The 18,651-nt window shown below is 61.5% G+C and carries 26 protein-coding genes and 1 tRNA gene; 18 read left to right on the forward strand and 9 right to left on the reverse strand.

The features are described from left to right. Positions 1-6 precede the first annotated feature (6 nt). Both AC1D3C_RS15930 and AC1D3C_RS15935 read left to right on the forward strand, forming a co-directional pair. Positions 7-705, forward strand: coding sequence for a DUF599 domain-containing protein (locus AC1D3C_RS15930; protein ID WP_477483563.1), 699 nt, complete (start codon positions 7-9; stop codon positions 703-705). 23 nt (positions 706-728) lie between these two features. Continuing rightward, positions 729-1,715: an acetyltransferase domain-containing protein gene (locus tag AC1D3C_RS15935; protein ID WP_477483564.1), complete on the forward strand. Its 987-nt coding sequence runs from the start codon at positions 729-731 to the stop codon at positions 1,713-1,715. A 15-nt stretch (positions 1,716-1,730) separates the two neighbouring features. On the opposite strand, the gene AC1D3C_RS15940 is transcribed toward AC1D3C_RS15935, so the two are convergent. Beyond that, complete coding sequence (locus AC1D3C_RS15940) at positions 1,731-2,123, reverse strand: MerR family transcriptional regulator (protein WP_038543106.1); 393 nt, start codon at positions 2,121-2,123, stop codon at positions 1,731-1,733. A gap of 58 nt (positions 2,124-2,181) precedes the next feature. After that, positions 2,182-3,600 carry a magnesium transporter gene (gene mgtE, locus AC1D3C_RS15945; protein WP_038543108.1) on the reverse strand — a complete coding sequence of 473 codons (1,419 nt, stop codon included), beginning with the start codon at positions 3,598-3,600 and terminating at the stop codon, positions 2,182-2,184. Between the two features lie 205 nt (positions 3,601-3,805). Between mgtE and AC1D3C_RS15950 the strand changes: the two genes are divergently transcribed. The 3 genes from AC1D3C_RS15950 (at position 3,806) to AC1D3C_RS15960 (ending at position 5,187) form a co-directional block, all read left to right on the forward strand. Continuing rightward, complete coding sequence (locus tag AC1D3C_RS15950) at positions 3,806-4,297, forward strand: peptide deformylase (protein ID WP_477483565.1); 492 nt, start codon at positions 3,806-3,808, stop codon at positions 4,295-4,297. A 67-nt stretch (positions 4,298-4,364) separates the two neighbouring features. Beyond that, complete coding sequence (locus AC1D3C_RS15955) at positions 4,365-4,622, forward strand: BON domain-containing protein (RefSeq protein WP_051899717.1); 258 nt, start codon at positions 4,365-4,367, stop codon at positions 4,620-4,622. 73 nt (positions 4,623-4,695) lie between these two features. Beyond that, a complete protein-coding gene (locus tag AC1D3C_RS15960; protein WP_477483566.1) occupies positions 4,696-5,187 on the forward strand; it encodes a BON domain-containing protein in 492 nt (163 codons plus the stop codon). Here the strand turns inward: AC1D3C_RS15960 and AC1D3C_RS15965 are convergent. Both AC1D3C_RS15965 and AC1D3C_RS15970 read right to left on the reverse strand, forming a co-directional pair. Then, entirely contained in the window at positions 5,184-5,606 is a 423-nt protein-coding gene (locus AC1D3C_RS15965; protein WP_477483567.1) for an OsmC family protein, read from the reverse strand. The genes AC1D3C_RS15960 and AC1D3C_RS15965 overlap by 4 nt on opposite strands. Positions 5,607-5,788: 182 nt before the next feature. Then, positions 5,789-5,873 (reverse strand) — tRNA-Leu (locus AC1D3C_RS15970). A 176-nt stretch (positions 5,874-6,049) separates the two neighbouring features. Here AC1D3C_RS15970 and lipB point away from each other — a divergent pair. From lipB to AC1D3C_RS16030, 12 genes are all read left to right on the forward strand, one after another. Further along, complete coding sequence (gene lipB / locus AC1D3C_RS15975) at positions 6,050-6,778, forward strand: lipoyl(octanoyl) transferase LipB (protein ID WP_477483568.1); 729 nt, start codon at positions 6,050-6,052, stop codon at positions 6,776-6,778. Between the two features lie 62 nt (positions 6,779-6,840). Next, positions 6,841-7,761, forward strand: a complete 921-nt coding sequence (locus AC1D3C_RS15980) for a DMT family transporter (protein ID WP_247038134.1) — start codon at positions 6,841-6,843, stop codon at positions 7,759-7,761. 100 nt (positions 7,762-7,861) lie between these two features. Further along, on the forward strand, positions 7,862-8,572 hold the full coding sequence (locus AC1D3C_RS15985; protein ID WP_477483569.1) for a hypothetical protein: 711 nt from the start codon (positions 7,862-7,864) through the stop codon (positions 8,570-8,572). Positions 8,573-8,709: 137 nt separating this feature from the next. Further along, complete coding sequence (locus AC1D3C_RS15990) at positions 8,710-9,978, forward strand: zinc metalloprotease (RefSeq protein ID WP_477483570.1); 1,269 nt, start codon at positions 8,710-8,712, stop codon at positions 9,976-9,978. Between the two features lie 77 nt (positions 9,979-10,055). After that, positions 10,056-10,670, forward strand: a complete 615-nt coding sequence (locus tag AC1D3C_RS15995; RefSeq protein WP_477483571.1) for a GNAT family N-acetyltransferase — start codon at positions 10,056-10,058, stop codon at positions 10,668-10,670. 105 nt (positions 10,671-10,775) lie between these two features. Further along, on the forward strand, positions 10,776-11,903 hold the full coding sequence (locus tag AC1D3C_RS16000; RefSeq protein WP_247038141.1) for an S-(hydroxymethyl)glutathione dehydrogenase/class III alcohol dehydrogenase: 1,128 nt from the start codon (positions 10,776-10,778) through the stop codon (positions 11,901-11,903). An 86-nt stretch (positions 11,904-11,989) separates the two neighbouring features. Next, on the forward strand, positions 11,990-12,178 hold the full coding sequence (locus AC1D3C_RS16005; protein ID WP_477483572.1) for a YegP family protein: 189 nt from the start codon (positions 11,990-11,992) through the stop codon (positions 12,176-12,178). 89 nt (positions 12,179-12,267) lie between these two features. Then, positions 12,268-12,714: a YaiI/YqxD family protein gene (locus AC1D3C_RS16010; protein WP_038543124.1), complete on the forward strand. Its 447-nt coding sequence runs from the start codon at positions 12,268-12,270 to the stop codon at positions 12,712-12,714. 17 nt (positions 12,715-12,731) lie between these two features. Further along, positions 12,732-13,394: a DUF1345 domain-containing protein gene (locus tag AC1D3C_RS16015; RefSeq protein WP_038543127.1), complete on the forward strand. Its 663-nt coding sequence runs from the start codon at positions 12,732-12,734 to the stop codon at positions 13,392-13,394. Between the two features lie 18 nt (positions 13,395-13,412). Further along, complete coding sequence (gene fghA / locus AC1D3C_RS16020) at positions 13,413-14,246, forward strand: S-formylglutathione hydrolase (protein WP_477483573.1); 834 nt, start codon at positions 13,413-13,415, stop codon at positions 14,244-14,246. A 41-nt stretch (positions 14,247-14,287) separates the two neighbouring features. After that, entirely contained in the window at positions 14,288-14,569 is a 282-nt protein-coding gene (locus AC1D3C_RS16025; RefSeq protein ID WP_477483574.1) for a toxin, read from the forward strand. Beyond that, positions 14,544-14,810, forward strand: a complete 267-nt coding sequence (locus tag AC1D3C_RS16030; protein WP_477483575.1) for a CopG family antitoxin — start codon at positions 14,544-14,546, stop codon at positions 14,808-14,810. Before AC1D3C_RS16025 ends, AC1D3C_RS16030 begins: the two co-directional genes overlap by 26 nt. 3 nt (positions 14,811-14,813) lie before the next feature. On the opposite strand, the gene AC1D3C_RS16035 is transcribed toward AC1D3C_RS16030, so the two are convergent. From AC1D3C_RS16035 to crcB, 5 genes are all read right to left on the reverse strand, one after another. Next, a complete protein-coding gene (locus tag AC1D3C_RS16035) occupies positions 14,814-15,248 on the reverse strand; it encodes a hypothetical protein (RefSeq protein WP_051899719.1) in 435 nt (144 codons plus the stop codon). 111 nt (positions 15,249-15,359) lie between these two features. Then, positions 15,360-16,151: an ATP12 family chaperone protein gene (locus AC1D3C_RS16040; protein WP_477483576.1), complete on the reverse strand. Its 792-nt coding sequence runs from the start codon at positions 16,149-16,151 to the stop codon at positions 15,360-15,362. 12 nt (positions 16,152-16,163) lie between these two features. Continuing rightward, the gene (locus AC1D3C_RS16045; protein ID WP_477483577.1) at positions 16,164-16,817 is read right to left on the reverse strand and encodes an HAD-IA family hydrolase; all 654 of its coding nucleotides are present in this window, start codon (positions 16,815-16,817) and stop codon (positions 16,164-16,166) included. Continuing rightward, the gene (locus AC1D3C_RS16050) at positions 16,814-17,806 is read right to left on the reverse strand and encodes an RluA family pseudouridine synthase (RefSeq protein WP_038543142.1); all 993 of its coding nucleotides are present in this window, start codon (positions 17,804-17,806) and stop codon (positions 16,814-16,816) included. Before AC1D3C_RS16050 ends, AC1D3C_RS16045 begins: the two co-directional genes overlap by 4 nt. Before the next feature lie 48 nt (positions 17,807-17,854). Continuing rightward, entirely contained in the window at positions 17,855-18,232 is a 378-nt protein-coding gene (gene crcB, locus AC1D3C_RS16055) for a fluoride efflux transporter CrcB (RefSeq protein ID WP_038543145.1), read from the reverse strand. Between the two features lie 124 nt (positions 18,233-18,356). Between crcB and AC1D3C_RS16060 the strand changes: the two genes are divergently transcribed. Continuing rightward, positions 18,357-18,635: a hypothetical protein gene (locus AC1D3C_RS16060; protein ID WP_038543147.1), complete on the forward strand. Its 279-nt coding sequence runs from the start codon at positions 18,357-18,359 to the stop codon at positions 18,633-18,635. The last annotated feature ends 16 nt before the right edge of the window (positions 18,636-18,651 follow it).

The raw sequence follows: 18,651 nt of genomic DNA on the forward strand, positions 1-18,651 counted from the left end.
GAAGCCATGACGAACGCCGATTATATTGCGCTTGCCCTCTTTGCCGTCCTTTGGTCCCTCTATTCCTGGGTGACCGCCGGCGCCGGCTCTCGGCTGTTTCCGCGCGCCAGCCTCAACAGGGCGATGGCCGAACGGCGGAAGGAATGGATCTACAATTCGCTTCGCCGCGACCTCAAGATGATCGACACCCAGATTCTGGCGGGCCTGCAGAACGGCACGGCCTTTTTCGCCTCGACATCGATCTTCGCGATCGGCGGCTGTTTTGCGCTGCTCGGCGCCACCGAACAGGTCGAGGCAGTCTTCCGCGACCTGCCCTTCGTCGCCTACGGTGGCCGCACCGCGTTCGAACTCAAGGTCGCCGGCCTCACCTTCCTGTTCGGTTATTCCTTCTTCAAATTCGGCTGGTCCTACCGTCTGTTCAACTATTGCACCATTCTTTTCGGCGCCTTGCCAATGATGCACGACACCAACGCCGACCGGGCGGCGGCCGAACGCGCCGCCGATCAGGTGGTACGGATGAATACGATCGCGGCAGGCCATTTCAATTCGGGCCTGCGGGCACTGTTTTTGTCGGTCGGCTATCTCGGTTGGTTCATCGGACCCTATATGTTCATTGCCATGACCCTTGTGGTGGTCGTCGTGCTCACCCGCCGCCAGTATTTCTCGGAGGCCCGGCTGGCGATCATAGACCGCGGGACGCCCTGAGATCTGATCCGGAAAGACAAGCAGTGACTGTTGCCGAAACCCAGAACCCCACCCCGCGCAGACCCCGCATCACGCTGATCGATACGCTGCGCGGCGTCGCCCTCATCGCCATGGCGACCTATCACTTCACCTGGGATCTCGAGTTTTTCGGTTATGTCGATCCCGGCACGGCGACCCAGGGCTTCTTCCGGGTCTATGCTCGCTCGATCGCCAGCTCATTCCTGTTCCTGGCGGGCGTCAGCCTCGTCCTCGCGCATTTCCCGAAGATCCGCTGGCAGCCCTTCTGGAAACGTTTTGCGATGGTTGCAGGTGCTGCGCTCGCGATCAGCATCGCGACGCTGGTCGCCTTTCCGGGCGAGTGGATCTATTTCGGCATCCTGCACAATATCGCGCTGTCGAGCCTGATCGGTCTCGCCTTCCTGCGCCTGCCACCGTTGTTGACCGGTGCGACAGTCGCCCTGGTGGTCGCGGCGATGATCATCGACTACAGCCTGGTGCCTGGCGCGCTGGATTCGGCCCTGTTCGACGCCCGTTACCTGAGCTGGCTCGGTTTTGCAGAAGTCCCGCCGCGTTCGAACGACTATGTGCCGCTGTTTCCCTGGATCGCGGCACTTCTGGCCGGGGTGGCAGTCACAAGGCTGGCGATATCCAAAAATTGGCTTCCGAAACTCGCCGCGGTCCAGACGCAGGAGAACCTTCTCTCGAAGGCCGGCCGCCACAGCCTGATCGTCTACCTCGTCCACCAGCCGGTGCTGATCGCGCTCGTCTATCTCTTCTCGCTCGTGCATCCCGCCCCGCCGCCGGATCCGCGGATCGGCTATGTCAGAAGCTGCGAAGCAGGCTGCACGGGCCAGGGCAACGATGCCGGCCTCTGCCAGAAATTCTGCGGCTGCACCGCCGACAAGCTGATCGCCCAGTCGCTGATGACGCCGCTGCAGTCCGGCGCCATCGCCCCGCAGGACGGCCGGGTGCAATCGCTCGCCGAACAGTGCTCGATCGAGGCGCAATAGCGGTCGTTTTGCAGATCAGGTGCCGACGCCGATTTCGGCCAGCCGGGTCAGGCAGGCTTCCTCGACATTGTCGAGCTCCGTCAGCGTATCGTCGATATCCTTGCGCTTCTGGCGCAGGTCGTTGCGCTTTTCATCGAGGCGCGTCATCAGGAGCTTGAGCTGCCCGAGCTCGCCCGGCGGTTCCTTGTAGACCTGGATGATTTCGCGAATCTCGGCGATCGTGAAGCCGATCCGGCGGCCGCGCAGGATTTCCTGGATCAGCCGGCGATCCGTTGCCCGGAAAAGCCGCGTGCGACCCCGGCGTTCGGGGTGGATAAGGCCCTCGTCCTCATAGAAGCGCAGCGTGCGGGTCGATACCCCGAATTCACGCGTCAGCTCCGTAATGCTATAATATTTGTTCACGTTCATGTCCTGCTACTCGTCAGCCAAACTAATTGACTTTTACGTAACAGTCAATTTTTTGGGCTCAACGGAGCATGAACCACCAGGTCGCCAGGCCGAGAAACGAGAAGAACCCGGTCGTGTCGGTAATCGCGGTCACGAACACCGCCGACGATACCGCCGGGTCGGCCCCGGCCCGGTCGAGAAGCAGCGGGATCATGATGCCGGCCATGGCGGCCGCAAACATGTTGATCAGCATGGCGGTGGCGATCAGCCCGCCGATATGGACATCGTGGAACCACAGCCCGGCCACCACGCCGACGAGACAGCCGATCACCACACCGTTGATCAACCCGACGCCCGCCTCGCGTCGGGCGACGCGCCAGGCATTGTGAATGTCGAGATTGCGGGTCGCAAGCGCCCTCACCGTCACCGTCATCGTCTGCGAGCCGGCATTGCCGCCCATGCCGGCAACGATCGGCATCAGGATGGCGAGCGCCACCACCTGCTCGATCGTCGCTTCGAACAGCGAGATCACCGAGGCCGAAATGAAGGCGGTGAACAGATTGACCAGCAGCCACGGCACTCTTGACCGCGAGGTCTCGCGCACCGAGTCGGACAGTTCTTCGTCGCCGACGCCCGAGAGGCGCATGATGTCCTCTTCCGCCTCCTCCTGGATAACGTCGACCACGTCGTCGATGGTGAGCACGCCGACCAGCCGGCCGTTGTCGTCGACGACGGCTGCCGAGATGAGGTCGTATTGCTCGAAGAGCTGGGCTGCCTCTTCCTGGTCCATGTCGGCGGGGATCGGATAGTTCGTCTCCCGCATGATCGTCTCGATCTTCACCTGCCGCTTGGCGCGCAGGATGCGGTCGAGGTCGAGCACGCCGAGCAGCTTGAAGGTCGGGTCGATGACGAAGATCTGGGTGAAGCTCTCCGGCAGGTCCTCCTCGTCGCGCATATAGTCGATCGTCTGGCCGACGGTCCAGAACGGCGGCACGGCGACGAATTCCGTCTGCATGCGGCGGCCGGCCGACTGTTCCGGATAATCGAGCGCGCGGCGCAGCCTCACCCGCTCCGTGAACGGCAGTTGCGCCAGGATCTCTTCCCGGTCCTCGTGGTCGAGGTCCTCGAGAATATAGACCGCATCGTCCGAATCGAGTTCGCCGATCGCCGCCGCGATCTGCGCGTTCGGCATCTGGTCAACGATCTCCATTCGGATATTTTCGTCGACTTCGGTCAGTGCGGTGAGGTCGAAATCGTCGCCGAGCAGCCGCACAAGCGCATGGCGCTGGTCGGGCAGAATCGCTTCGAGCAGGTCGCCGAGTTCCGATTCGTGCAGCCGCGCCACATGGCTGCGCAGGAAAAGCGTGTCGCGATCAGCGATTGCGGCGCCGACCATCGCCAGGAAGTCGGCGCGGATCGCTCCGTCCTCGGAATAGATGTCGTCACCGGCATCGTCGGTTTTTGTGCGCAGGCGGTGGTCTTCGCCGATATCGCTCATCTTCCGCCCTCACTGCTGGTCTTTGACAAAACGAGAATGGCGGCAAAAAACATATTGTCAACAACCGGATAGCTGCACCCGGCGCTATTGCTCCTGCCACCGGTTTTCCTGCTAGAACAATTGCCGTTCCGGGTCCAGAGCGCATGGCGAAACGATGCGGAAAAACCCGAGAGGCAGCCCGATAGGCAGAAAGAGGAGTTCGAAAATGGCCATCCGAACCATCCTGAAATATCCCGATCCGGGCCTGTCCAAGCCATGCGAGCCGATCACGGTTTTCGACGCGGCTCTGACGGCGCTGGCCCATGACCTTCTCGAAACGATGCGGGCGGCACCCGGCGTCGGCATCACCGCCGCGCATGTCGGTGTCTTCACCCGGCTTGTAGTGCTCGAACTGTCGAAGGAGAGCGGCGCGCGCTTTTACGCCAACCCGGAAATCCTGCTCTCCTCGGAGGAGTTGATGCGTCATACCGAGGGCAGCGTCTCGATGCCCGGGGCCAATGACGAGGTAGAACGCCCCAAAAGGATCCGGTTCCGCTACCAGGATCTCACCGGTGTCGTCCATGAAGAGGACGCCGAAGGCTTTTATTCCATCTGCATGCAGCACGAGATCGACCAGCTCGACGGGATCTTCTGGCTGAAACGGCTGTCCCGCCTGAAGCGCGAGCGGCTGCTGCGCAAATGGGGCAAGGGAAAATAAAAACACGGCCGAACCAAATTCGCGTTCGCCCGTTGTCAGGTCGCAAGCCCAGCGAGGATCTACGACCATGAATGCGACAGCAGACAAGACCGCAGCCGAGCTCGAGCGACAGGTGTCCGAGCGCCTGGCTGCACTGCCGGACGTCGATTCGTCGATGATCGAACCACATGCCGAGGGAACCAAGGTTATCCTCGAGGGTTCTGTCGATACCGTGTTCTCGGCCCGCAAGGCGGTGTTGAGCGCGGAAACCGTGGATGGCGTACATGATGTCGAAAGCCATTTGACCCTGACGGGTCAGCGGAATGGCGCATCCACGAGCCACTGAGGCGAAATCCCCGGCGCACCGGCCTTTCAGGAGGGGGTGCGCCGGGTCCATGTGGGAACGATAGGAGACTGCGGTGCCGGGCAAGAAAAAAGCTGACGACATTTCCCGCGAGGAAGATTTTCGCGATTACGACGACCGCAACATCGACGAAGGCTGGCCCTACGACGATGCAGCCGGCGCCCGCCCCGTCGACAACGCCGCCTATGGCGATCCCAAGGCCAATTTCGACAGTGACCGCAACCGAGGCTACCAGGTGGACGGTGTCGAACGCGACGGTTCGGAAGAGCGCCTGGCCGACAGCATTCGCCCCGGCACCAAGGGAATCGAGGAGGCCGACGATCTCGAAGAGCGGATCACCGATGCGATCGAGGAGCTGGACATGATCGACATGGCCTCGATCGATGTGCATGTCGAGGATGGCACCGTCACGCTCGAAGGCGCCGTCGACGATGCGGCGACCTCGCGCAAGATCGTCCGGCGGATCCAGCGTGTCGCCGGCGTCCGCGAACTGGTCAACAACCTTCGCCTCGAAGGCGTCGACAGCCACATTCCCGACGATGACTAATCGGTTGCCAGGGAAATCTCCGGAGGACTTTTCAGCGTATTGCTGACGGTGCAGATTTCCTCGGCCATGTGAGCGATCTGCTTTTTCTGCTCCTCGTTAAAATCCCCTTCGATCCGGAAATCCACGATGAACCTGGTGATCCGGGAGGGGCCTTCGTGGGCTTTTTCGCCGGTCACATGCACCCTTACCTCGCTCAGCCTGTCGAGGATGCCGAGCTTGCTTGCGGCGATACGGCCGCTGAGCACGAGGCAGGCGGCGAGCGATGAAAACATCAGGTCGAGCGGATTGAACCCCGGCTCGGAAGCGCCGGTGACGGCCTCCACCTGACCACCCGTCTCACTCGTCACCTGCGGGTGACCGAGGCGTCCGAGCACCGCCGTCGCGCCGATCGGCCGCGTCTTGATTTTCAGTTCGACCATTGTTTGTCCTTACCTTGCACATACGAGCTTGGATCAGGCCAAGATAAGCGAGGAATTTCAGGATCGCATCCGGAATGGGCGATATGACTCGATGTTTTGCCATCGAAGCGGCAGATGGGCCTGATTTCCCGGATGCAATTTCATCCGGGCAACAAAAAACCCGCCGAAGCGGGTTTTTATTTTGGTGCGGTCGAGAAGACTCGAACTTCCACGTCTTGCGACACAGCGACCTCAACGCTGCGCGTCTACCAATTCCGCCACGACCGCATCGTGGTAGATGCCGACTTGCGCCGGCGGGGCTGCATGTAGCAAAAGCATTTGGGGTGCACAAGTGCGCCGTGACAGATTTTTGAAGGATAAAAATTGCAAGCGTGAATGCCTATATAAACCGGGCCGAAACCAGGCCCTTGCCGCACCCTTTTGTTTTTGCCAGAAGATTTTCCATGCTCACACGCACCGACCTCAATCTGTCCATGCTGCCGCAAACAGGCTCGCCGCCGGTGCGCTGGCGAATCTCCGATGGGCTTGTCCCTTACGAGGACGCCGTGGCCGAGATGGAGCGCGAGGTGGCGGCAATCGCCGATGGCCATGCCGACGAGCTCGTCTGGCTACTCGAACACCCGCCGCTCTATACCGCCGGCACCAGCGCCGACGCCGCAGACCTGATCGAGCCGGACCGGTTCCCCGTGTTTTCCACAGGCCGCGGCGGCGAATACACCTATCATGGTCCCGGCCAGCGCGTCGCTTACGTGATGCTCGATCTCAAACGCCGGCGCCAGGACGTGCGCGCCTATGTGGCAGCGCTTGAGGAACTTATAATCCGCACCCTCGACATGATGAACGTGCGCGGCGAGCGACGCGAGGACCGCGTCGGCGTCTGGGTGCGCCGGCCGGAAAAACCGCTTCTGCCGGACGGTTCGATGGCGGAGGACAAGATCGCCGCCCTCGGCATCCGCCTGCGCCGCTGGGTCAGCTTCCACGGCCTCTCCCTCAATGTCGAGCCGGACCTTTCGCATTTCACCGGCATCGTGCCCTGTGGCATCAGCGCTTACGGCGTGACGAGCCTCGTCGATCTCGGCCTTCCGGTGATGATGGCGGATGTGGATATGCGCCTGCGCGAAGCTTTCGGGGAAATCTTCGGCGCCACGATTTCCGATACCGCGGTCGCCTGATCTTGGCTTGAACATTGCCGCCCGCTGTGGTTGAAGAACCCGGTTCCTCGAAAGTGCCGGGCATGCCCTCTTCCACACCTGAAAATCCGCTGAAGGGCATGGCCATCATGGCCACCTGCATGGTCATCCTGCCGTTGATGGATGCCATCGCCAAATATATGGCGACCTTCGAGGCGATGTCGCCCGCGCAGGTGACATTCTACAGGTTCTTCTTTCAGCTCGTCTGCATCCTGCCGCTCGTCGTCTTCACCGGGGCTGCCATCTTCCGGCCGAAGCGCCCGTGGATGAACCTGCTGCGCGGCGTGCTGCATGCGGCCGCCAGCCTGATGTTCTTCGCGGCGGTCAAATACATGCCGCTCGCCGATGTCTTCGCCATCTATTTCGTCGAACCCTTCATGCTCACCATGATGTCGGCGATCTTCTTGCGGGAAAAGGTCGGCTGGCGGCGGTGGCTGGCGATCGTCGTCGGTTTCAGTGGCGCCATGATCGTCATCCAGCCGAGCTATGCGATCTTCGGCTGGACGGCGCTGCTGCCGGTCGCCTGCGCCTTCCTCTACACGCTCTACCTGTTCCTCAACCGTGCGATCGGCGAGGCCGATTCGCCGCTGGTCATGCAGACCATGGCAGGCGTCGGCGGCACGCTGTTCATGGCGGCGGCGCTTGTGGCCGGAGATAACGCCGGGGCCGCGGATTTCGCGCCGTCGCTCCCCGCTTCCTGGCTCGGTCTTATCCTGCTCATGCTGCTCGGCTCCATTTCGGGCTACATGCATCTGCTCGTGGTACGGGCCTTCCGGCTGGCGCCGCTTTCACTGCTGGCACCCTTCCAGTATTTCGAGATCATCTCGGCGACCGTGCTCGGTTACGCCCTGTTCGGCGATTTCCCGACCGCCTCCAAATGGCTCGGCATCGCCGTCATCGTCGCCTCCGGCCTGTTCATCATCTGGCGGGAACGTTCCAAATCGAAGCAGCTCGAAACTGTTTGACGGCCTTGTTTCCCGCCGGTTAACCGCGCTTCTTTTCTGCCTCTCAACTTCTCTCATTTATCCCCCACATTCAGTTTCATGATGAAACGGAGAAATGAAGATGAGCGGGTTCCGCTTTTCTTTTCCGGCATGTGTCATCGCCGGGAAGGGTCGGATTGTGGCCGACGATATTTTGATGCTGCGCAAATATGCGTTCCCGGACGGCATTTGCTCCTCCGAAGATGCGCTTGTCCTTTTTGCGCTGAATGACTGCTGTCCCGAACAAAGCCCCGAATGGTCGACCTACTTCGTCGAAAGCCTGGCGGCATATCTCGTGTGTGACACCGATCCGATGGGGCGCATTGACGACGCAAAGGCTGGCTGGTTAATGCGCACGATCGCCGTCGACGGAGCCGTTCGTTCCGCGCTGGAGCTCGAATTGCTTCTGCATGCTATGGAAGTGGCATCCGAGGTACCGGAGAGCCTGTCGGCCTTTGCGCTCGACCAGGTTCGCCTGGCCCTCGATCCTGGGGCACGCGGTGCCTATCATGCCGCCCGCCCCGCCTCTGCCGGCATCACAGCCTTTGATCTCACCTATATCTGGCGGGTGCTGCGCGGCGCGATGGAGCGAGGCCGGCTGCTGCTCTCGCCGGTCGAAGCGCTGGTCCTGCGCGAGATCGATGAACTGACCGATGTTAGAGCCCATCATCCCGCCTGGCGGGAGATGATCGCGGCGGTGGCGACCTATGAAAGGCCGAAGGAAGTGCTGCGCTCCGGTCCCTGGCTGGTGACCGATGCCGGGCATCGGCTGACGCGAGAGGTGGCGGCCTGACAAACAGCCGGTCGCGACGCGTTGCACGGCTGCTCGTTCGCATTTTATCGGTTGGCTAAACCGCCTGGAAAATCAATCGGCCTAATGGTGTCTGTGATGATCGGCCAATCGCGAGCCGACAGGCTCCCGAGGTCGATATGACGCCTATTGTCTCCGCCGTCCTGTTGCTGACGATCAATCTCGGCCTGCTCTGGCTGCTGATGGCAGCACCCGTCGGCCACCGCACCATCACGCTGCATCGGACGCTCGAAATCGCTCCGGAACGTCTCTGGCGCGCCTTTCACCCCGGCGGCGAAGAGGCGAGCTGGAACCCTTCGATCCTCTCCTCAGGGATGGAACGGAACCGCGGCGGGATAGAGATCGCCTACAGCCATCCCGATCGCCACGGTTCGCCGATCCGGCGGGTCTTCAAGGTGGAGGAAACTATCGATAGTGCCCAGCTCAGCTATGAGAGCCGTGCACGCGTGGTGGACGATACCGCGCTCGACATTTCTTTCTGGCGCAACTTCGAGGAATACCGCGCCGTGTCGGCCGCGCCTGGCGGTTCCACGATCACCCTTGCCCAGACGGACAACTATCGCGGCCTCGGCGTTTACCTGTTTCGTTATTTCATGATCCGCCGCGAGCTCTCGTCGCTGACTGCATGGCTGAAAAACGGCCGGCCGAAAACAGGCGGCATGATCGAACATCCGCTCACCCAGATAGTCCTGGCACTCCTCTCGACGCTGCTGCTCTGGCCCTTTTTCGGGCTGACTGCGGCAGGTCTGACGATCTCCACAATTCTGACGGTGGTCATCGTGCTGCACGAACTGGGGCACATGGCCGCCTATCGCGCCTTCGGGCATGAGAGGGTCAGGATGATCTTCGTTCCGCTTCTTGGAGGCATCGCTATCGGCGGTCGGCCCTACAACAGCCGCTTCGAAGTCGCCACCTGCGCGCTCATGGGCGCTGGCATGTCCGCCTTTCTCGTGCCGGTGGTGATTTCCGTCCACGATCTCTCGGCTACCCACCTGTTTTCTTCGTCGCTGCGGCAACCGGCGCTGGTCTTCCTGCTGATATTGGGTGCCTTCAACCTCCTCAATCTTCTGCCCATGTACCGCTTCGACGGCGGCAGGGTACTGAGGCAGATCTTTCCGACCCGCAGCCTGCTCGTCGCCGGCAGCTTCGGAATTACGCTCTTGATGTTGTGGGTCGGCTACCGGATCGGGCTCTCCTCCACCGCCCTGATCGCGGCACTTGCCGTGTTCACTCTGATGAGCCTGATCGGCTTTTCGTCCGTCAAGCCGCGCGAAACCCTTGAGCAAATGCATCCCGGCGAGCGGTTGATGGCGGGCCTCGGCCTCTACGCCGCGGTCGCCATCCATTCCTACGGTCTTGTCTACGCCTGCGACCGCCTGTTCGGCTGATCACCCGCGCTCCATATCACTCGACATCGACGTCTCCGCCCATTGACATCAACCCGCCAAGCGGCTCCAAAGGTTACATGAAAAGCGAAAACCCCGCACTATCATCCGGTTATTCCGCCGTACCTCCGGGCAAGATTGCCACCGTCGTGACCTGCCTCGAAATGTTCGAGAAGCCGCGCAGGAAAACCGCGACGGCGCCGGACACGCTTACCCTGGAACGCTGGCAGTCTCCTGCTCCCGACGAATACCGCGCGCTGTTCCGGGCGGTCGGCGAGAACTGGATGTGGGTCTCGCGGCTGCTGATGAGGGACGACGAACTTGCCTCGGTTCTCAACGATCCGCAGGTCGAGATCTACGTGCTTCTCGACGGCGGCCGCCGCATCGGCCTCTTGGAGCTGGATTTCCGGGAGCAGGGCGAATGCGAGCTCGTCTATTTCGGCCTCGTCGCCGGTGCGATCGGCAAGGGCGCCGGCCGCTTCATGATGAACTGGGCGATCGAGAGGGCCTGGGCGCAACCGATCCGCCGTTTCTGGGTGCATACCTGTCACTTCGACCACCCGGCCGCCATGCAGTTCTATCAGCGGTCCGGGTTCACGCCCTACGCGCTGATGGTCGAAGTGCTGGACGATCCGCGCCTGACCGGCCTGGCGCCGCGCACGACCTCGCCGCACGTGCCGCTTATCGGTCCTTGATCCGCTCACCGAAATGCGACCGCGAACGGCTCGTTCCGGCTTGAGCCGGCCCCCTCGCCTGTGCCAAGGTCGCGCCGAATCTATAAAGCCTCAAGGGAGAACATCATGGATGTCCGCGCCGCCGTCGCCGTTCAGGCTGGCAAACCGCTCGAAGTCATGACCGTACGGCTCGAAGGCCCCCGCGCCGGCGAAGTGCTGATCGAGGTAAAGGCGACCGGCATCTGCCACACCGACGATTTCACCCTGTCCGGCGCAGATCCGGAAGGCCTGTTCCCGGCGATCCTCGGCCATGAGGGCGCCGGCATCGTCATCGACGTCGGCCCCGGCGTCACCTCGGTGAAGAAGGGCGACCACGTCATCCCGCTCTATACCCCGGAATGCCGCGAATGCCCCTCCTGCCTGTCGCGCAAGACCAATCTCTGCACCGCCATCCGCTCCACGCAGGGCCAGGGGCTGATGCCCGACGGCACCTCGCGCTTCTCGATCGGCAAGGACAAAATCCATCACTATATGGGCTGCTCGACCTTTGCGAACTATACGGTTCTTCCGGAGATCGCGGTCGCCAGGATCAACCCGGACGCCCCCTTCGACAAGGTCTGTTATATCGGCTGCGGCGTCACCACGGGTATCGGCGCCGTCATCAACACCGCCAAGGTAGAGATCGGCGCCACCGCCATCGTCTTCGGGCTCGGCGGCATCGGTTTGAACGTCATCCAAGGCCTGCGGCTTGCCGGCGCCGACATGATCATCGGCGTCGACCTCAACAACGACAAGAAGGCCTGGGGCGAACGCTTCGGCATGACCCATTTCGTCAACCCGAAGGAAGTCGACGGCGATATCGTTCCCTATCTCGTCAACCTGACGAAGCGCGGCGCCGACCAGATCGGCGGAGCCGACTATACGTTCGACTGCACCGGCAATACCAAGGTCATGCGCCAAGCGCTCGAAGCGTCGCATCGCGGCTGGGGCAAGTCGGTGGTAATAGGCGTTGCCGGCTCCGGTCAGGAAATTTCCACCCGTCCCTTCCAGCTCGTCACCGGCCGCACCTGGATGGGCACGGCCTTTGGCGGCGCTCGCGGCCGCACCGACGTGCCGAAGATCGTCGACTGGTACATGGAGGGCAAGATCGAGATCGACCCCATGATCACCCACACGATGCCGCTCGAGGACATCAACAAGGGTTTCGAGCTGATGCATGGCGGCGAATCGATTCGCAGCGTAGTGATTTACTGAGCGCGGTATCGGGTGCTTTCCGGAACGCGCCTCATTGTTACGAATAAGTCCACGATTTCAACTCCGATGAATGGGAGATGCAGAAGATGTACAAATTCGAGATTTATAAGGACAAGGCCGGGGAATACCGTTTCCGCTTCAAGGCTCCGAACGGTCAGGCCATGTTCTCCTCCGAAGGTTATTCGGCCAAGGCTTCTGCCGTGTCGGCCATAGAATCCATCAAGAAGAACGTACCCGGCGCAACGGTCGACGACCAGACGACCGCTGTAGCCTGATACCGCTTCCCGCGCGCGGCCCGCCGGGGCGGGCTGCGTTGCCTCCCGCCGTTCGGGGGCCGACCGGGTTGAGGCCGGAGTATCCATCCATGATCTACGTCGATGCCGATGCCTGTCCGGTCAAGCCGGAGATCCTGAAAGTCGCGGAACGCCATAACTTCGAAGTGACGTTCGTCGCCAATTCCGGCCTTCGCCCATCCCGCGACCCGATGGTCCATAATGTCATCGTCTCCGCCGGTTTCGACGCCGCCGACAACTGGATCGCCGAACGCGCCGGCCCCGCCGATATCGTCGTCACCGCCGACGTGCCGCTGGCGGTACGCTGTGTTGCCTCAGGCGCGCTGGTGACCGGTCCGACCGGCAGGGTCTTCGATGAAACCAATATCGGCATGGCGAGCGCCATGCGCGATCTCGGAGCACATCTGCGCGAAACAGGCGAAAGCAAGGGCTATAACGCCGCCTTTTCGCCGCGCGACCGCTCGAAATTCCTAGAAACGCTGGACAGGCTCTGCCGCCGCGCCAAATCAGCCACGTGAGCGATCGGAAAACCCGGATGCCGAGCCCCTGGCGCAAACTGACCTATCACCGGCATGGCCCGTTCTTCGCCGGCACCATCGCTTCGCTGGTCTGTCTGCCGTTCCTGTTCCTTTCCGTGCCGCAACTTGCGCCCGGCATCGCGGTCATCGTCTTCTTCCTGATCTATCTCGTCATGATGGCCGCCCGCATCCCGAAGCTCGATGGCGCCACGTTCAGAAAGAAAGGCCAAAACGACGACGAGCCTGCGCCGGTCATCTTAGGGGTAACGTTGCTCGCCGTTGCCGCCGCCGTGGTTTCGCTGTTCGAAGCGCTGAACCGTTCGCAGCCTGCGGGCCTTGCCTCCGTGTCGCTAGCCTTCGCATCCGTCGTGCTCGGCTGGCTGACGATCCATACGATGTTCGCAATGCATTACGCCCATCGCTTCTGGCGGCCGGACGAGCAGGCCGAAGAGAATGAGGCGAAGCGAGGCGGCCTCGATTTTCCCGAAACCGACGAACCCGGCGCCTACGATTTTCTCTACTTCTCGTTCGTCATCGGCATGACTGCCCAGACATCGGACGTCCAGATCACCACGACCGACATGCGCCGCATCAATCTCGTGCACGCGGTCGTGTCATTCTTTTTCAACACCGTCCTTGTCGCCGCGGCCGTCAACGCCGTCGTGTCGATGGGCAATTGATATTCTCGAGGAGCATCGATGAAGGTCCTTTCCCAGAACACTGCCTTCGGCGGCATGCAGGGCGTGTTCATGCACGAATCCGAAGCCTGCAAATGCGAGATGACCTTCGCCGTCTTCGTGCCGCCTCAGGCAATCAGGGAGCCTTGCCCCGTCGTCTGGTATCTATCGGGCCTTACCTGCACCCATGCCAACGTCATGGAAAAGGGCGAATACAGGCGGATGGCCGCGGAACTCGGGCTGATCGTCATCTGCCCGGATACCAGCCCGCGCGGCAATGACGTACCCGACGAACTCACCAACTGGCAGATGGGCAAGGGCGCCGGCTTCTATCTCGATGCAACGGAAAAGCCGTGGGCCGAGCACTACCAGATGTACACCTACATCACCGAGGAATTGCCGAATTTCGTCAGCCAGCATTTTCGCATGGACATGGACCGCCAGAGCATTTTCGGCCACTCCATGGGCGGTCATGGCGCCATGACGATCGCGCTCCGGAACCCCGACCGCTTCAAGAGCTGCTCTGCCTTCGCGCCGATCGTCCAGCCCTCGACCGCCGACTGGTCGGCACCCGCCTTCGAGAAATATCTGGGCGCCGACCGCTCAGCCTGGCGGCAATATGATGCCTGCGCACTGGTCGAGGACGGTGCGCGCTTTCCGGAATTCCTGATCGACCAGGGCAAGGCCGACGGTTTTCTCGAAAACGGCCTGCGCCCCTGGCTGTTCGAGGAAGCGGCCAAGGGAACGGATATCGACGTGACGCTGCGGATGCACGAGCGCTACGATCACTCCTATTATTTCATCTCGACCTTCATGGACGACCATCTGCGCTGGCACGCGGACCGGCTGAGCTAGGCGCTTGATCAACAGTAGTCTCGGATATATATTCCATATGCATGGAGATTCACTGGTCGGACGAAAAGAATGATCTTCTCAAACAGAAGTTCGGTTTAGGCTTCGAGAGAATCGTGATCGCCTTGAGTGAGGGCATGCTCCTTGATGACCGCCGCCACGTGAATATCGAGCGGTATGCGCATCAGCGTCAATTAGTCGTGGAAATCGAAGGCTATGCCTTCATAGTGCCATATGTCGAAACGGAGGGAGGGGTTTTTCTGAAAACCTTTTTCCCCAGTCGCAAGGCGGTAAGAAGCCGTGAGCAAGAGCAAACTTGGCAGTGAACTGAGTGAGCAGGAAATCATCGTGCTCTCGGAGACCGATGAATGGGTGCCTGTTGGTGAAATCGAAGAACGCAAACGTCTCTGGCAGAATGCCGCGCGCGACACGATCGACGGCAAGCGGCAGAGGATTTCCATTTCCATTCCGGAAAGAGACCTCGCGCGCCTGAAAGCCAAGGCGCTGGAACAGGGCATGCCCTATCAGACTCTGATCAATTCGATCCTGCACAAGTATGTTTCCTAGGTCTCACGGAAACAGCGCCGTCGCCATTGTCGGGCGGCGCTGGCCGTCAAGACGGAATTCGCCGGCGATGCGGTCGGCGATCTTTTCGGCAAGGTCACGGTCCGCGGTGTCCCCGTCCAGCAGGTAGATCGACGTCTTGAACGTTCCCCTGGCGATTGGTTCGCCGGTGTTCACGGATATCGCCTGGACCGTCACCTTCGCCTCATGCCGGCTGCCGATCAGCATGGGCATGTGCGACATCTCGTCTATTCGCACCGAGATGATCGTCCGCGGCAGGGCGATCGACCTGGTGGTTGCGCGGATCGCCTCGTCGACCAGCATGTCGGTGGCTATCACCAATCCCTTCGGCACATCCGGCCGCGCGGTCACGAAGGCGCCGCGCACGTCGTAGAGAAGTTTTTCCTGCGCCGTGTTTGCCTGTTCCAGGCGGAACGACATCAACGGCAAGACCGTCAAAGCAACAAGACAGAAACGAGAGAGACGACGGAGCATGAAGGGACCTGCAAAACGGCACCTTCAGATGTTCCAACGAACACGGTTAGAGAACGATTAAACCGAGGGCCTCAACGCAAGAAAAGTTTCGGTCGCCGCCCGCATTTCCTCGAGCCGCTTGGCGCGTCGATGCTCGGCTTCCGCATCCGCGCCCCAATGTTCGATCGTCCAGTCCTCGTCGAGATGGGCGAGCGTCCAGGCCTCGTCGGCGGTGAGCCGCCCTTCCGCGAAGGCAAGCGCCAGGATCGCCGAACCGGTGAGCGTCGTCACCGTGTGCAGCACGGCGAGTTCGATCGGCGTATCGTATTTCTTCAGCGTCACCGCAAAGGCAGCGATCGCCTCCTTCGGCTGCTCCTGCGGCATCACGCCCTCGACCAAGATGAAGCGGGCGCCGAGTACGTTCGCGGCCCAGTCGACGATCGGATCCCATTGTTCGCTCTGGCGAGCCACCAGGTTTTCCGGTGTCTCGGCGCGGTAGCAGAGCAGGTCGCTCGAAGAGAACCGCAGGATGTCCTCGAACACCGCCTGTGGGTCGGTGGCGATACCGTCGATCGCGGTGTTGACGAGCCGCGTCACCGGCATGGTGCCCGGGTCGATCACGTCCACCTGATTGGCCCACTCGTCGCGGATCAGTTCGGCAAGCCGCGCCGTCGGTGCGACGAGCCCGTTCCTTGCGGGCGTCCTGACCGGCCGACCGTCGAGATGAATGGCATGGCCGCCCTCGCCTTCGGCTACCGACACTTCCTTGTAGAAGCGCTTCGGCAGCGGCTTGTGCATCTGGATCTGCGCCCGCCGCGTCGGGTCCGGATGGCTCAGCGCTTCGGATGGATCGGGAAACATGTCACGCATAGAAATAAAACCTCAGCCGATATGGCTCAGCAACTCGCTCGGATGATGGATGATCGCGTCGGCTCCGGCCTTGTTCAGCTCGTCCACCGAAGCGTAACCCCAGGCAACGCCGATCGCCGTGGCGCCGGCCGCCTTCGCCATCTGCATATCGTAAATCGCATCGCCGATGACAAGGGTATCGGAAGGCTCAATGCCGGTCTGGTCGCAGCATTCGGTCACCATCGCCGGATGCGGCTTCGACGGGCAGTCGTCGGCGGTGCGCGACACGACGAAATATTTGTCGAACCCGTGCGTCTCCATCACCAGCTTCAGCCCGCGCCGCGATTTTCCGGTCACCGCGCCGATCAGCAGGTCCTCGCGCGGCCCGATCGCGTCGATCAGCGCGCGGATCCCTTCGAACAAAGGCTCCTTGAAGCCGAGATCCTGGCGCACGACGGCAAACAGCGTCTTGTAATAAGCCATCATCTCGACGGCTTCTTCATCCGCATGCGGCTTGCCCTGCATGCGGGCAATCGCGATGTCGAGCGTCAGCCCGATGATCGCCTTGGTGTCTTCCATCTTCGGCTCCAGCTTGCCGAAATGGGCAAAGGTGCGGCGCATGGTTTCATGGATCAGGTTGGCGCTGTCGACCAGCGTGCCGTCGCAATCGAAAAGGACCAGTTTCATTCGTCGTCGTCCCTGCGGCCGTTTTCCATGTCGAAGCCGAGAAGGTTCCAGCTCTGCACCATATGCGGCGGGAGAGGTGCCGTGACCTTCAGCCGTCCGCCGTTCGGATGCGGAATGTCGATATGGCGGGCGTGGAGATGCAGCTTCTTCTGAATGCCGCCCGGAAAATCCCAGTTGTGATCGTCGTCGAAATATTTCGGGTCGCCGATGATCGGATGGCCGATATGCAGCGCATGGACACGCAGCTGATGGGTACGGCCGGTATAGGGCTCCATCTCCAGCCAGCAGAGCGTCTGCGCCGCCATTTCCAGCACCCGGTAATAGGACACCGCGTGGTCGGCGCCGTCCTCGCCGTGCCGGGCAATCCGCATGCGGTCGCCATCCGGCGTCTGTTCCTTGACCAGCCAGGTGGAGATCTTGTCCTCGTGCTTGCGCGGCACGCCCTTGACCAGCGCCCAATAGGTCTTCTTGGTATCGCGCTCGCGGAAGGCGGCGGTCAGCTTCTGCGCAGCACCCCGGGTGCGGGCGATCACCAGCACGCCTGATGTGTCGCGGTCGAGCCGGTGGACCAGCCGCGGTTTTTCACCCTTGGGGCTGATCCAGCTGTCGAGCATCTGGTCGATATGGCGCGCGACGCCCGATCCGCCCTGCACGGCAAGGCCAGCCGGCTTGTTGAGCACGATCACCTTCTCGTCCTCGTGCAGCACCATGCGCGACAAGAGTTCGAAATCGCTGGAATGCTTGAGATCCTTGCCGGCGATCGGCCCGGTCTTCTTGGCGTCGACCTCCATCGGCGGAATGCGCACCGTCTGTCCCGGTTGTACGCGGGCGTCGGATTTTACCCGTCCGCCGTCGACGCGCACCTGTCCGGAACGCAGCAGTTTCTGCAGCGGCCCGAAGCCGAGGCCCGGGTAATGGATCTTGAACCAGCGGTCGAGACGCATTCCCGCTTCGTCCGCTTCGACGCGGATATGCTCGATGCCTGCCATCAAAGCTCTTTCATATCTGGATGTGGGCCAACGGCCTTTGCCCGGTCTTTAGAGCATTGCCCGCCCGAGCGCCAGTCCGGCGAAGACGGCACCGAGCGCGATCACCACGCTCGCGACGATATAGGTGACGCCGACCATGGTCGCACCCCGCTCCAAGAGCGACACGACATCCAGCGAAAAGGCTGAGAACGTCGTGAAGCCGCCGAGAAAGCCGGTGATGATCAGCAGCCGCATCTCGGGCGATGCATCGTACCGTCGGACGATGAGTTCGGCGAGAAAGCCGATCGCGAACGAGCCGGCGATGTTGACGGCAAGCGTTCCCCAGGGAAAGGCAGCCCCCCACAGGCGCAGCGCCCAGAACCCGACGATATAGCGGCAGACAGAGCCGATGGCTCCGCCGATGGCGACGAGAAGCATATTGTTCATGGGGGTTTTCTGTAGGCCAAAACCGGAAATCGTCAAATCGATAAAATGCCCGCATTTTGTTTAAACGGGAACAAATCAGGGCCGGCGTAATTATCATATTCTGAGAAAAGACGCGACAGGCGCCATGACACAACTGGTCACCATATCGGCGAACACCGCCGCACTCGCCATCGAGGCACTGAAGCCCGGACGACGCCTCTCCGTCAAGGATCAGGTCAAGGACATCAAGGCCGACTCCGAGCGCAATGCCCGTCGCGCCGAAAATGCTGGCGACCCCGGCGATATCGAATTTATGATCCCCGCCACGACGGTCTCGATCGATGTGCTGACGACCGACCAGCATCATCATCCGCAGGCGACTTTCTCCCAGGCGCAGTCAGCCTATCGCGACCTCGAAGACTGATCTTCTTCCCGCAGTT

This window comes from Neorhizobium sp. P1_A6 (assembly GCF_056406795.1).